The sequence below is a fragment of the Saccharothrix hoggarensis genome (assembly GCF_042678885.1).
GTDB classification, from domain to species: domain Bacteria; phylum Actinomycetota; class Actinomycetes; order Mycobacteriales; family Pseudonocardiaceae; genus Actinosynnema; species Actinosynnema hoggarensis.
Genome location: NZ_JBHTLK010000200.1, coordinates 1 through 13147 on the forward strand (window position 1 = coordinate 1; position 13147 = coordinate 13147).

The following is a 13147-nucleotide window of genomic DNA, read 5'->3' on the forward strand; positions in this document are numbered from 1 at the left end:
CGCCGACGACCGCGCAGGGTCGCCCCGCGCCGGCGCTGGAGGGCCAGCCGGAGACGACGACCCCGCCCGCCGACCCGTCCGCGCCGCCCGCCGACCCGTCCGCCCCCGCGGAGCCCCAGGTCGACTGCCGCGCGGTGTTCAACGGCCAGTACTCCGAGGACCCGACCAAGGCCATCGAGGAGTCCAAGACCTGCCGGCAGGACCCGCAGCTGACCACGCTGGACGCGCAGACCGTGTCCCGGGCGCTGGAGGCGTTCACCTGCCCGGCGATCGACCCGCTGCTCGGCAACGACGACCCGGCCCTGCCGCTGCTGACCTGCGACCAGGACCGCACCGAGAAGTACGTCCTGGCCCCGGTCACCCCGCCGACCGACGGCAGCGTCAAGGACGACGACTACAGCCTGTACTCCCGCCTGACCGGTGAGGACATCGACGACGCGGCGGCGGGCACCGACCCGCAGGGCGCCGGCTTCATCGTCAACCTCACCTTCAAGGGCGAGGGCGGCGACAAGTGGGGCAAGTTCACCTCGGCGAACGTCTCACAGCAGGTCGCGGTGGTGCTGGACAGCCAGGTCGTGTCCGCGCCGAACATCAACGAGCCCATCCTGGGCGGCAGCACGCAGATCAGCGGCCGGTTCACCCAGGCCGAGGCCAACGGCCTCGCGAACGTGCTGAAGTACGGCTCGCTGCCGCTGTCGTTCGAGGCCTCCGAGGCCGAGACGGTGTCCGCGACGCTCGGCCTGGCCTCGCTGAAGGCGGGCCTGATCGCGGGCGGCATCGGCCTCGCGCTGGTGTTCGTCTACTGCCTGTTCTACTACCGCCTGCTCGGCGTGCTGACGATCCTGTCGCTGGTGCTGTCCGGCGTGGTCGTCTACGCGGTGCTGGTGCTGCTCGGCCGCTGGATCGGGTTCACCCTCGACCTCGCGGGCATCGCCGGGTTCATCGTGTCGATCGGTATCACCGCGGACTCGTTCGTGGTGTTCTTCGAACGCCTGAAGGACGAGGTGCGGGAGGGCCGGTCGTTCCGGTCCGCCGTGCCGCGCGCCTGGGTCCGGTCGCGCCGCACGATCCTCTCCGCGGACGCGGTCAGCTTCCTGGCCTCGGCCATCCTGTACGTGATCGCGGTCGGCCAGGTGAAGGGCTTCGCGTTCACCCTCGGCATGTCGACCGTCCTCGACCTGGTGGTGGTCTTCCTGGTCACGCACCCGCTGGTCTCGATGGTCTCCAAGTCGAAGTCCCTGTCCAGCCCGAAGCTGTCCGGCCTCGGTGGAGCCGTCCAGGCCGCCGTCGACGACCGGGCCGCCATGTCGGGTGCGAAGAGCACCGCTGTGAAGGAGGTCTGACGTGGCCGAGACCAAGAAGGCCAACGTTTTCCAGCGGCTCTACGTCGGCAATGGCGCGTTCAACATCGTCGGCAGGCGCAAGCACTGGTACGTGCTGTTCGGGCTCATCCTGCTGGTGTGCATCGGGTCGATCGTGTTCCGGGGCTTCAACCTGGGCATCGACTTCACCGGCGGCACCCGCGTGCAGCTGCCCGCGACGAGCGCGACCGGCACGATCAGCGTCCAGCAGGCCGAGGACACGTTCAGCAAGGCCCTGGGCAAGGACCCGGCCGCCGTGCAGACCGTCGGCACCGGCGACGCCGCGACCATCCAGATCCGGTCCGAGGCGCTGAACGCCGACGAGGTGCTGAAGCTCAAGAACACGCTCGAAGCCGACCTGAAGCCAAACGGCGGCGCGGACGCGATCAGCGACAGCGCCGTCTCCGCCTCGTGGGGCGGTGAGATCACCACCAAGGCGCTGATCGCGCTCGCCGTGTTCTTCCTCGCGGTGATGATCTTCCTGGCGCTGTACTTCGAGCTGGCCATGGCGGTCGCGGCGCTCGTCGCGGTGGTGCACGACGTGCTGATCACGGCGGGCATCTACTCGCTGGTCGGCTTCGAGGTCTCGCCGGCCACGGTGATCGGCCTGCTGACCATCCTCGGCTTCTCGCTGTACGACACGGTGGTGGTGTTCGACAAGGTCCGGGAGAACACCCGCGGCCTGCTCGGCCTCACCCGCCGCACGTACGGCGAGGCGGCGAACCTGGCGGTCAACCAGACCCTGATGCGGTCGATCAACACCTCGCTGATCGCGCTGCTGCCGGTGCTCGGCCTGCTCGCCATCGGCGTGGGCCTGCTGGGCGTCGGCACGCTGAAGGACCTGGCGCTGGTGCAGCTCACCGGTATCGCCATCGGCGCGCTGTCGTCCATCTACATCGCGACCCCGGTCGCGGTGGACCTGAAGATGCGCGACGCCCGCTACAAGGCGCAGGCGGCCCGCGTGCAGGCCCGGCGGGACAACCTGGCCCGCAAGGCGGGTGGCGCGGTCGTCACCGGCGGCGACGTCGTCGAGTCGACCGACGACGAGTCGGTGCAGGCCGAGGTCCGCAAGGAGAAGGCGATGGCCGCGGCGGCCGGCGTGCCGGCGCGGACCGGCAAGGCAACCGACGCGCGACGTCGTCCGACGGGCAAGAAGCACCGTTGAAGCTGGATCGGGCCCTAGGGCTGATGCGTGAGGTCCCGGACTTCCCCCTGCCGGGGGTCGTCTTCCGGGACCTCACGCCTCTCCTGGCCGACCCGGACGCGCTGCGCGCCGTGGTCGACGGCCTGCAGGGCGGCATCCACCCCGACACCCAGGCGGTCGCCGCCATCGAGTCGCGCGGCTTCCTCCTCGGCGCCGCGCTCGGCTACGGCTGGCACTACGGGGTCGTGCCGCTGCGCAAGCCCGGCAAGCTCCCGGCCGTCGCGCACCGCGTGACGTACGACCTGGAATACGGCACGGCCACCCTCGAACTGCCCGCCGACGCCATCACGCCTGGTCAGCGCGTTGTCGTCGTGGACGACGTGCTGGCGACCGGCGGCACGGCCGCGGCGGCGTGCGAACTCGTGGAACGCGCGGGCGGCGTGGTGACGGGCGTCTCGGTGGTGCTGGAGATCCCCGGCCTCGGCGGACGTGACCGGCTGGCCGGTCGCGCGGTGAACGCCCTGCTCAGCGACGTGTGACCGGGCCCACGAGAGGTCGGCGGTGACCCGTCCGGCTGGTCGTCGGCCCTGCTGCTCGTCGTGTGAACCGCACCGCTCACCGGTTCGCCGCCGAGGTGCGCGGCCCAACGGAGTTATCCTCGGTTCCTAGACCCGAGGAGCGTGGTTGAGCCAGGACATCGAATCCGCGCAGTCGGCGCAGCCGGCGCAGCCCGTGCCCGCACGGCCGCCGTCCGCGACGAGGCGCGTGCGCGCGCGGTTGGCCCGTCGGATCACCGCCCAGCGCGCCGCGCCGGTCAAGCAGGTGCTGGAACCGCTGGCCGCCGTGCACCGGGACCTCCACCCCAAGGCCGACCTGGCGCTGCTCCAGCACGCGTACGACGTGGCGGAGGAGAAGCACCGGCCGCAGCGGCGCAAGTCCGGCGACCCGTACATCACGCACCCGCTCGCCGTGGCGACGATCCTCGCCGAGCTGGGCATGGACACGACGACGCTCGTCGCGGCCCTCCTGCACGACACCGTGGAGGACACCGACTACTCGCTGGACCAGCTGCGCGTCGACTTCGGCAACGAGGTCGCCCTGCTGGTCGACGGCGTGACCAAGCTCGACAAGGTCAAGCTCGGCGCGGCGGCCGAGGCCGAGACCATCCGCAAGATGGTCATCGCCATGGCCAAGGACCCCCGGGTGCTGGTCATCAAGCTCGCCGACCGGCTGCACAACATGCGCACGATGCGGTTCCTCCCGCCGGAGAAGCAGGCCCGCAAGGCCCGCGAGACCCTCGAGGTGCTCGCGCCGCTCGCTCACCGCCTCGGCATGGCGACGGTGAAGTGGGAGCTGGAGGACCTGGCGTTCGCCATCCTCCAGCCGAAGAAGTACGACGAGATCGTGCGGCTGGTGGCCAACCGCGCGCCGTCCCGCGACACGTACCTGGGCGGGGTGATCAAGGAGCTGTCGCAGCAGTTGGAGGGCGCCCGGATCACCGCGAAGGTCGAGGGCAGGCCCAAGCACTACTACTCGATCCACCAGAAGATGATCGTGCGCGGCCGGGACTTCGACGACATCCACGACCTCGTCGGCGTGCGCATCCAGGTGGACGAGGTGCGGGACTGCTACGCGGCGATGGGCGTGGTGCACGCGCTGTGGCAGCCGATGCCCGGCCGGTTCAAGGACTACATCGCGCAGCCGCGGTTCGGCGTCTACCAGTCGTTGCACACGACGGTGATCGGGCCGGACGGCAAGCCGCTGGAAGTGCAGATCCGCACGTACGACATGCACCGGACCGCCGAGTACGGCATCGCGGCGCACTGGCGGTACAAGGAGACCCGCGGCACGCACACCGGCAAGGGCGTCGAGGTCGACGAGATGGCCTGGATGCGGCAGCTGCTGGACTGGCAGCGGGAGGCCGCCGACCCCGGTGAGTTCCTGGAGTCGCTGCGGTTCGACCTGGCGGCGCGGGAGATCTTCGTCTTCACGCCCAAGGGCGACGTGGTCACGCTGCCCACCGGCTCCACCCCGGTCGACTTCGCGTACGCCGTGCACACCGAGGTCGGCCACCGCTGCATCGGCGCCCGCGTCAACGGCCGGCTGGTCGCGCTGGAGCGGAAGCTGGAGAACGGCGAGGTCATCGAGATCTTCACCTCGAAGGCCGAGGGCGCGGGCCCGTCCCGCGACTGGCTGTCGTTCGCGGCGTCGCCGCGCGCCAAGGCGAAGATCAAGCAGTGGTTCGCGAAGGAGCGCAAGGAAGAGGCCATCGAGGTCGGCAAGGACGCCATCGCGAAGGAGGTCCGCCGCGTCGGGCTGCCCCTCCAGCGCCTGGTCTCGGCCGACTCCATGGGCGCCCTGTCGAAGGAGCTGCACTACCCCGACGTGTCCGCGCTGTACGCGGCCGTGGGGGAGGGGCACACGTCCGCCCGGCACGTGGTGCAGCGGCTCGTGGCGCAGCTGGGCGGCGTCGAGCACGCCGAGGAGGAGCTGGCCGAGCGGTCCACGCCGTCGACCGTCACCCGCCGCCGGGTCACCGGCGACGCGGGCGTCATCGTCAAGGACGCGGCCGACGTGTGGGTCAAGCTGGCCCGCTGCTGCACGCCCGTGCCCGGTGACGACATCCTCGGGTTCGTCACGCGCGGTGGTGGCGTGTCCGTGCACCGGACCGACTGCACCAACGCGGACGAGCTGCTGAGGACGCCCGAGCGGCTGCTGGACGTGGAGTGGGCGCCGTCGTCCTCCTCGGTGTTCCTGGTGGCCATCCAGGTGGAGGCCCTCGACCGCCACCGGCTGCTGTCGGACGTGACGAAGGTGCTGGCGGACGAGAAGGTCAACATCCTGTCGGCGTCCGTGACGACGTCCCGCGACCGCGTCGCGGTGAGCCGGTTCTCGTTCGAGATGGGCGACCCGAAGCACCTGGGCCACGTCCTCAAGGCGGTCCGCAGCGTCGAGGGCGTGTACGACGTGTACCGGGTGACGTCGGCGTCGTAGCGCGCGCGGGCGACGGCTCGGACGAGTCCGCCACCGCGCGGACGAGGCGCGCGTCAGCGAAACGTCAGCGCCTGCTGCCACGATCCGGCATGTCGCCCCCCGCGGGTTGACGGGGAAGACGCAGGGCCCGCCACTCCTCTCGCGAGTGGCGGGCCCTGCGCGTTGTCGACGGGAAAGGGCCGCCCAGGTGGTCCGGGCGGCCCTGTCCGGAGAGCTATCGGGTCACTTGACCACGGTCGCGGTCTTGATGTCGACCGCCTTCTTCGGCTTGCCGTCGCCCTGGCCGCTGTCCGTGCCGGCCTTCGCCACCTCGTCGACCAGCTTCAGGCCCGCCTCGTCCACCGTGCCGAACACGGTGTACTTCGGCTCCAGGTTCTTGCCGTCGCCGTAGACGATGAAGAACTGGCTGCCGTTGGTGTCGGGCCCGGAGTTCGCCATGGCCAGGACACCGCGGCCGTACGACAGCTCCGGGAACACCTCGTCCTTGAAGCTGTAGCCGGGGCCGCCGCTGCCGAGGCCGCTCGGGTCGCCGCACTGCAGCACCTGGATGCCGGACGTCACCAGGCGGTGGCAGGAGGTCTCGTTGAAGTAGCCCTGCTCGGCCAGGCTGACGAAGCTGTTCACCGTGCACGGCGCGAGCGCGCGGTCGAGGGTGAGCTTCAGGTCGCCGATCGAGGTGCTGAGGGTTGCGCCGACCGTGCCCTCGGCGGACACCTGGCCCGCCGCCGGCGCCTTGGCCTCCTTGCTCGCGGGCTCGGAGCCGGCCGGGTACTCGCAGGCCACCTGCGCCGGGAGGGGCGTCGGCCGCTTCACGGCCGGGTGCAGCTCGGTCGGGATCGACGTCGCGGCGTCGTCCTGGGCGGGGGGAGTGGAGCTGGCGCTGGCCGCGGCGTCGTCGGCGTCGCCGCCGAAGTCGCCCGTGGCGAGGAAGTACACGCCGCCTGCTACGACGACGACGGCGACGGCGGTCGCGACAACAGCCATCACCCGGCGCCGCTTCGCGCGCTCCGCCCTGCGGACGAGCTGGCGTTCCAGCTTCCGCTTGGCCTGCTCGCGGCGCTGCACGTTGGTCGGCACCTGCAACCTCCCTGATCTCCCGTCGACGCGACGATCGGTCAGCAGTCTAGGGGGCGCGCATGTGACTGGTGTATGCCGGATAGGCTGGTTGACGGGGTCCGCTGGGATCCGTTGTCGATCCGTTGCCGACGAGAGGTGATCCCGTGCTCGTGATCGGGTTCCCGACCGGCTCCCTCCAGGCCAACTGCTTCGTGCTGGCCACGGGACCGGGCGGGACGTGCGTGGTGGTCGACCCCGGCCAGGACGCGGCCGAGCCGATCGCCGAGGCGCTGCGCGAGCACCGGCTGTCCCCGGTCGCCGTGCTGCTCACGCACGGGCACTTCGACCACACGTTCTCCGTCGCGCCCGTCTGCGACGGCAACGACATCCCCGCGTGGATCCACCCCGACGACCGGGGGCTGCTGTCCGACCCGCTCAAGGGCATCAGCGCCGAGTCGCGGGCCTTCTTCGGCGGCAACCTGGAGATGCGGGAGCCGCGCGAGGTGCGCGAGCTGGCCGACGGCGCCGAGCTGGACCTGGCCGGCCTGCGGCTGACCGTCGACCACACACCGGGCCATACCGGCGGGTCGGTGATGTTCCGCGCCGGCACCGAGGAGGGCGGACGGCTCGTGCTGTCCGGCGACACCCTCTTCGCCGGCTCCATCGGACGCACCGACCTGCCGGGCGGGAACCACCGCGAGATGCTGACGTCGCTGCGCACCAAGGTGCTGACGCTGACCGACGACACGGTGGTGCTGCCCGGCCACGGGCCCACGACGACCATCGGCCGCGAGCGCGCGAGCAACCCCTTCCTGCTGAAGCTGGGTGCGCCCGACGCGCCGGCCGCACCGCACCGAGGACTGTAGGAACCGTGACGACGTTCTCCGCACCCCCGTTCGCCGCGCCCAAGGGCGTGCCCGACTACTTCCCGCCGAACTCGGCGTCGTTCCTGGCGGTCCGCGACACGCTCGTCGAGTCCGCGCGCCGGGCCGGCTACGGGTACGTCGAGCTGCCCGTCTTCGAGGACACGTCGCTGTTCGCGCGTGGCGTCGGCGAGTCGACCGACGTGGTCAGCAAGGAGATGTACACGTTCACCGACCGCGGCGGCCGGTCCATCACGCTGCGGCCCGAGGGCACGGCCGGCGTGATGCGCGCGGTGATCGAGCACGGGCTCGACCGCGGCCAGCTGCCCGTGAAGCTCGCGTACGCGGGCCAGTTCTTCCGCGCCGAGCAGCCGCAGGCGGGCCGGTACCGGCAGTTCCACCAGGTCGGCGTCGAGGCGGTCGGCGTGGACGATCCGGCGCTGGACGCCGAGGTCATCGCGGTCGCGGACGCCGGGTTCCGGGCGCTCGGGCTGACCGGGTTCCGGCTGGAGCTGACGTCGCTGGGCGACGCCACGTGCCGGCCGCAGTACCGGGAGAAGCTGCAGGCGTTCCTGGCGAAGCTGCCGCTCGACGAGGAGACGCGGCGGCGGGCGGAGCTGAACCCGTTGCGCGTGCTGGACGACAAGCGGCCCGAGGTGCGGGAGCTGGTCGCGGACGCGCCGCTGATGGTGGACCACCTGTCGGCCGAGTCGCTGGCGCACTACGAGCAGGTCAAGGGCTACCTGAGCGACCTGGGCGTGAAGTTCGCGGAGAACCCGCGGATGGTGCGCGGCCTCGACTACTACACGAAGACGACGTTCGAGTTCGTGCACGACGGGTTGGGCGCGCAGTCCGGCATCGGCGGCGGCGGGCGGTACGACGGGTTGATGGAGCAGCTGGGCGGGCAGGCGCTGTCCGGGGTCGGGTTCGGCCTCGGCGTGGACCGGGCGCTGCTGGCGTGCCAGGTCGAGGGCGTGGCGCCGGGCGACGAGACGCGGTGCGACGTGTTCGGCGTGCCGCTGGGCGAGGTGGCGAAGTCGCGGCTGGTCGCGTTGTCCGCGCCGCTGCGGGCCGCCGGCGTCCGGTTCGACCTGTCGTACGGCGGCAAGGGGCTCAAGGGCGCGATGAAGGCCGCCGACCGGTCCGGCGCGAAGTTCGCGCTGGTGCTGGGGGAGCGGGACATCGAGGCCGGCGTCGTGCAGGTGAAGGAGCTCGCGTCGGGCGATCAGCGTTCCGTGCCGCTCGTCGACGTGGTGACGTCGGTGCTGGAGGCGTTGGGCCGGTGAGCGAGCGCATCCCCCTCGACCTGCTCGACCCGAAGGCGGTGCGCAAGCGCGCGCGCACGGTCGCCATCGGCGCGCTGATCGTCGCCGCCGCGTTCGGCGGGTTGCTGGGGCTGCTCGCGGGCCGGACCGCGGGGCTGGTCACGGCGGCCGTGTTCGCCGTGCCGCTGCTGTTGCTGGGGTGGTCGGAGGCGCGGCGGCGGGTGTGGCTGGAGGGCCACGTCCTGTCGGTGCGCGCCTTCGGCACCCGGTCCGTCGACCTGCACACCGCCGACCAGCTCGACCTGCTGGTGACCGACATGCGCGGCACCCGGACGGTGGGGCTGTTCGTCCGGGGTGGCGGCAAGGCGATCAACCTGGCGCTGGCGATCTACGCCGGCACGGGTGGCCGCGAGCAGGGCGTGCTGCCGCTGCGGAAGCTGGCGGACGTGCTGGCGGGCCGGGGCGACGCGCCGGGTCTCGTCTTCTCGGAACTGATGGTGGCGCAGCTCCGCGCGGAGGCCCGCGGCCTGGCCGCCGCGGACCGGCCGCTCTACCAGCTCGGCTCGATGGCCCCGACGGGCCGCCTGGCGCAGAAGCTCAACCCGGACGCCATCTCCCGCTTCGTCTCCACCCTCGACTGACCCCAGGGGTCAGTCGTCCGGCAGGCCCCACGTGCCCTTCGGCGGCGACGGCGACACGGTGGCCGTGGCGTCGGTGGTCGGCGGCGCGCCACCGATGAAGCGGGTCAGCGAGTTGTCGTGCTCCACGCGCCCTGGGAACGGGTCACCGGCCGTGCGGCGGGTGAGGTCGGCGATCGGCAGCTCGCCGTGCGAGGCGACGAGGACGAAGTTGCCGAACCGCCTGCCCCGGAACACGGTGGGCTCGGCGAGCACGCACACGTGCGGGAAGACGGCGCGGACGGTGGCGGCCTGGGCCTTGGCGAACGCGAGCTTGCCGCCGTCGCCGATGTTGGCCGTGTAGATGCCGCCGGGGCGCAGGGTGCGGGCGGCCAGCGCCACGAACTCGACGGACGTCAGGTGCGCGGGGGTGCGGGCGCCCGCGAACACGTCGGTCACGACCAGGTCGAACGCGCTCTCCGGCGCCTTCTCCAGCACGGCGCGCGCGTCGCCGTTGCGGATGCGCAGCCGCCAGGTGCGGTCCAGCGGCAGGACGCCCCGGACCAGGTCGATCAGCGCCGCGTCGATCTCCACGACCTGCTGGCTGGACCGCGGCCGGGTGGTGGCGATGTACCTCGGGAGGGTGAGCGCGCCGCCGCCCAGGTGCAGCGCCCGGATCGGGTCGCCGCCGGGGGCCATCAGGTCGGCGACGTGGCCGAGCCGGCGCAGGTACTCGAACTCCAGGTGCGTCGGGTCGTCCAGGTCGACGTGCGACTGGGGCGTGCCGTTCAGGCGCAGCATCCACGCCCGCGGCACGTCCGGGTCGGGCACGAGTTCCGCGATGCCCGAGTCGACCTCCCGGCTGATGGTCTCGTCGGCTTTCCGGATCCGTCCCACCCGGCGATTATCCCGGTAGCGCCTGGCCGCGGCGCTTCCGGTCGGGCAGCCGGTCCACGAGCCTGGCCAGCCGCTCGGTGGTGCCCTGCAGCGGACCGAGCGCGGCGGCCAGGACCCGGATCGACTCGTCGAGCTGCCCGGTGTTCCCCGCCGGCGCGCTGATCCGGGGTTCGAGGGCGGCCGGCTGCTGCTGCACGGCCTCCAGCCAGTCCGGTGGCGACTTGGGCGGTGAGGCCGACCAGCGTCCGCGGCGTGCGGGTACGTTACCGACCCGTGCAGATCGCCGCTGATGTCCTGACCGCGCTCGTCGCGGCCATCCACCTCTACATCGTCGTGCTGGAGATGTTCCTCTGGACCACCCCGCGCGGCCGGGCGGCGTTCGGCACCACGGCGGAGTTCGCCGCCGCGTCGAAGGTGCTCGCCGCGAACCAGGGCCTCTACAACGGGTTCCTGGCCGCCGGTCTGATCGCCGCGCTGGTGCTGCCCGGCACGACCGGGTTCGCGTTCGCGGTGTTCTTCCTGGCGTGCGTGATCGTGGCGGGCTTGTACGGCGCGGCGACGGTCAGTCGTCGGATTCTGGTCGTGCAGGCCGTGCCCGCCGCTGTCGCGTTGGCGCTGGTCCTGCTGGCCCGCTGACCCCGGGACGGCGCCACGGGCCCTTGGCGGGGTCGTAGCCGGTGCGCAGGTCGCCGGTCACCCGCTTGCGCCACGCGGGCTCGACCGACGACGTCACCTCGTCGGAGCCGCGGTCGTCGGAGTCCTCGGGCTCCGGCGCGGACCGCTGCGCGACCTTCCGCGTCGATTCGTCCGCCGCGGGCTCCGGCGCGGGCTCGCGCCCGGCCACGAACGCGGCCAGGGCGGTGGTGATCGGCACGGCGGCGACCAGGCCGATGCTGCCCACCAGGGTCCGCACGACCTCCTGCGCCACCTCCTGCGCGGTCAGGATCTCGCCCAGGCTCCGGCCGGACAGCGAGAACGCCAGCAGCAGCGGCAGCGCCGCGCCCGCGTACGCCATGACCAGCGTGTTCACCACGGACGACAGGTGGTCGCGGCCGATCCGCGACCCCGCCGCGTACAGCTCGCGGAACCCGAGCGACGGGTTGGCCCGGCGCAGCTCCCACACCGCGCTGGTCTGCGTCACGGTCACGTCGTCCAGCACGCCGAGCGCGCCGATGATCGTGCCCGCGAGCAGCAGCCCGCGCGTGTCGATGCCGTGCCCGAGCAGCGACACCAGGTTCGCGGTCTCCTGGTCGAGCCCGGTGAGCTTGCCGAACGCGGAGAACGCCGCGCCGAGGACGCAGATCAGCGCCAGGCTCGCCAACGTGCCGAGCACGGCCGTGGACGTTCGCGCGGAGAACCCGTGCGTCAGGTACAGCACCACGAACATGATCAGCCCCGCGCCGACCACGGCCACGGCGAGCGGGTTCTCCCCGGCCAGGATCGCGGGCAGCACGAACAGCACCAGCACCACGAAGCTCAACGCCAGCGCGCCCAGCGCCGCGAGCCCCTGCCAGCGGCCCAGGAGCAGCACGGCCGCCGCGAACAGCACGGCGAGCAGCAGCAACGGCACCCCGCGCTGGAAGTCGGCCAGCTGGTAGGAGGTGCTGTCGTTCGGGTCGCCGCCGCCGTAGGACAGCACCACCGCGTCCCCGACGGTGAACGTGGGCGTGCCCGGCTGGTCGGGGACGGGGATGCGGACGTCCCGCCCGGCCGCCGCGCCGTCGGTCATCCGCACGGTCACCAGCACGCAGCCGGTGGCCCCCGGCTCGGTGGCGTCCGGCCCGCACCCGCCCTGGGCCACGGCGGTCACGTCGCCGCGCACGGGCACCTGCGCCAGCCCCGCCTCGGCGCCGGTGCGCTGCTCGTGGCCGAACGGGTAGAGCACGAGCGCGCCCACGACGGTCGCCAGCGCGAACGGCAGGAGGAGGGCCAGCAACAGCTTGCGGACCCGTCGCGAGGCGGGCTCGGCGGGGCGGCCGTGTCCGTGTCCGTGGCCGTGCGCGGCGATCAGGTCCTTGGCGTGCACGGCGCACATACTGCCCGAACCACCCCCGGTGTCCGCATCTCGGACACTTCAGTGCGAGTTCCGGGGTGGTCCCTTCAACCGGCGCGCCGCGGGTGCCACGCTCGCCCCGTGACCACGAACTGGACGCCCATCCACGGTCGGGACTACGAGCCGGTCCCGTACCGACCGGCCCGGATGCCGGCCGACGAGTCCCGGCGCGTCGCGGCCGACCTGCGCGCCCGCATGGACGAGCGCCGCACCGTGCGCATGTTCTCCTCCGATCCCGTACCCGAACAGGTGATCCTCGACGCCGTGGCGGTGGCGTCCACCGCGCCCAGCGGCGCCCACCAGCAGCCGTGGACGTTCGTGCTGGTGAAGGACCCGGACGTGCGGCGGCGCATCCGTGAGGCCGCCGAGCACGAGGAGCGCGTCTCCTACGCGGGCCGCCTCGGGGACGAATGGCTGGACGCCCTGCGCCCGCTCGGCACCGACGACGTCAAGCCGCACCTCACCGACGCGCCGGAACTGCTGGTCGTGTTCCAGCAGCGGTACTACGTCGCGCCGGACGGCACCCACCGCAAGCACTACTACGTGGACGAGTCCGTGGGCATCGCGGTCGGCATGCTGCTGACCGCGCTGCACCTGGCCGGTCTCGCCGCGCTGACGCACACGCCGTCGCCGATGAGGTTCCTCGGCGAGGTGCTGGGCCGCCCGCGCAACGAGAAGGCGTTCGCGGTGATCCCGATCGGCTACCCGGCCGACGACTGCGTGGTCCCCAACCTGGTCCGGAAATCACTGGACCAGGTGATGGTGCGCGTCTGACCGCGGTCCGTCCGCCCCCGGCCCGCCGGGTTCAGCCAGCGGGCCGGGCTCGGCGCGGAGCGTCTAGCTGTACTGCCCTGGGAGGTTGTGGGCGGTTCGACACGTAGTCGGATGATGTTGGAA

At 72.3% G+C, this 13147-nt stretch carries 13 protein-coding genes; 9 read left to right on the forward strand and 4 right to left on the reverse strand.

Features of this window, described 5'->3' with window-relative positions:
• The 4 genes from secD to ACFQ3T_RS28035 form a co-directional block, all read left to right on the forward strand.
• The coding region (secD, locus tag ACFQ3T_RS28020) for a protein translocase subunit SecD (protein ID WP_380727588.1) at positions 1–1343 on the forward strand (1343 nt) is incomplete at its 5' end.
• 1 nt (position 1344) lies between these two features.
• On the forward strand, positions 1345–2526 hold the full coding sequence (gene secF / locus ACFQ3T_RS28025) for a protein translocase subunit SecF (RefSeq protein WP_380727590.1): 1182 nt from the start codon (positions 1345–1347) through the stop codon (positions 2524–2526).
• Entirely contained in the window at positions 2523–3044 is a 522-nt protein-coding gene (locus tag ACFQ3T_RS28030; protein WP_380727592.1) for an adenine phosphoribosyltransferase, read from the forward strand. The genes secF and ACFQ3T_RS28030 overlap by 4 nt, the downstream gene beginning before the upstream one ends.
• Positions 3045–3189: 145 nt before the next feature.
• Positions 3190–5499, forward strand: coding sequence for a RelA/SpoT family protein (locus ACFQ3T_RS28035; RefSeq protein ID WP_380727594.1), 2310 nt, complete (start codon positions 3190–3192; stop codon positions 5497–5499).
• Between the two features lie 222 nt (positions 5500–5721).
• Here ACFQ3T_RS28035 and ACFQ3T_RS28040 read toward each other — a convergent pair whose 3' ends face one another.
• Positions 5722–6576, reverse strand: a complete 855-nt coding sequence (locus ACFQ3T_RS28040) for a peptidylprolyl isomerase (protein WP_380727596.1) — start codon at positions 6574–6576, stop codon at positions 5722–5724.
• A gap of 143 nt (positions 6577–6719) precedes the next feature.
• On the opposite strand from ACFQ3T_RS28040, the gene ACFQ3T_RS28045 reads away from it, so the two are divergent.
• The 3 genes from ACFQ3T_RS28045 to ACFQ3T_RS28055 are packed head-to-tail and all read left to right on the forward strand — an operon-like array spanning position 6720 to position 9324.
• Entirely contained in the window at positions 6720–7421 is a 702-nt protein-coding gene (locus tag ACFQ3T_RS28045) for an MBL fold metallo-hydrolase (protein WP_380727598.1), read from the forward strand.
• Positions 7422–7426: 5 nt separating this feature from the next.
• Positions 7427–8704, forward strand: a complete 1278-nt coding sequence (gene hisS / locus ACFQ3T_RS28050; RefSeq protein WP_380727599.1) for a histidine--tRNA ligase — start codon at positions 7427–7429, stop codon at positions 8702–8704.
• Positions 8701–9324, forward strand: a complete 624-nt coding sequence (locus tag ACFQ3T_RS28055; RefSeq protein WP_380727601.1) for a hypothetical protein — start codon at positions 8701–8703, stop codon at positions 9322–9324. The genes hisS and ACFQ3T_RS28055 overlap by 4 nt, the downstream gene beginning before the upstream one ends.
• A gap of 9 nt (positions 9325–9333) precedes the next feature.
• On the opposite strand, the gene ACFQ3T_RS28060 is transcribed toward ACFQ3T_RS28055, so the two are convergent.
• Together ACFQ3T_RS28060 and ACFQ3T_RS28065 are read right to left on the reverse strand one after the other, a co-directional pair.
• Positions 9334–10197: a spermidine synthase gene (locus tag ACFQ3T_RS28060; protein WP_380727603.1), complete on the reverse strand. Its 864-nt coding sequence runs from the start codon at positions 10195–10197 to the stop codon at positions 9334–9336.
• A 7-nt stretch (positions 10198–10204) separates the two neighbouring features.
• Positions 10205–10393, reverse strand: coding sequence for a hypothetical protein (locus tag ACFQ3T_RS28065; RefSeq protein ID WP_380727605.1), 189 nt, complete (start codon positions 10391–10393; stop codon positions 10205–10207).
• Between the two features lie 77 nt (positions 10394–10470).
• Between ACFQ3T_RS28065 and ACFQ3T_RS28070 the strand changes: the two genes are divergently transcribed.
• The gene (locus ACFQ3T_RS28070; RefSeq protein WP_380727607.1) at positions 10471–10833 is read left to right on the forward strand and encodes a DUF1304 domain-containing protein; all 363 of its coding nucleotides are present in this window, start codon (positions 10471–10473) and stop codon (positions 10831–10833) included.
• On the opposite strand, the gene ACFQ3T_RS28075 is transcribed toward ACFQ3T_RS28070, so the two are convergent.
• Positions 10760–12232: a YibE/F family protein gene (locus ACFQ3T_RS28075; RefSeq protein WP_380727609.1), complete on the reverse strand. Its 1473-nt coding sequence runs from the start codon at positions 12230–12232 to the stop codon at positions 10760–10762. The genes ACFQ3T_RS28070 and ACFQ3T_RS28075 overlap by 74 nt on opposite strands.
• Before the next feature lie 165 nt (positions 12233–12397).
• Between ACFQ3T_RS28075 and ACFQ3T_RS28080 the strand changes: the two genes are divergently transcribed.
• Entirely contained in the window at positions 12398–13024 is a 627-nt protein-coding gene (locus ACFQ3T_RS28080; RefSeq protein ID WP_380727611.1) for a nitroreductase family protein, read from the forward strand.
• The last annotated feature ends 123 nt before the right edge of the window (positions 13025–13147 follow it).

Excerpts from the sequence above, each read along its gene's own strand:
- ACFQ3T_RS28075 (WP_380727609.1), bottom strand. The coding sequence starts at position 12,232 with ATGTGCGCCGTGCACGCCAAGGACCTGATCGCCGCGCACGGCCACGGA.
- ACFQ3T_RS28080 (WP_380727611.1), top strand. The coding sequence starts at position 12,398 with ATGCCGGCCGACGAGTCCCGGCGCGTCGCGGCCGACCTGCGCGCCCGC.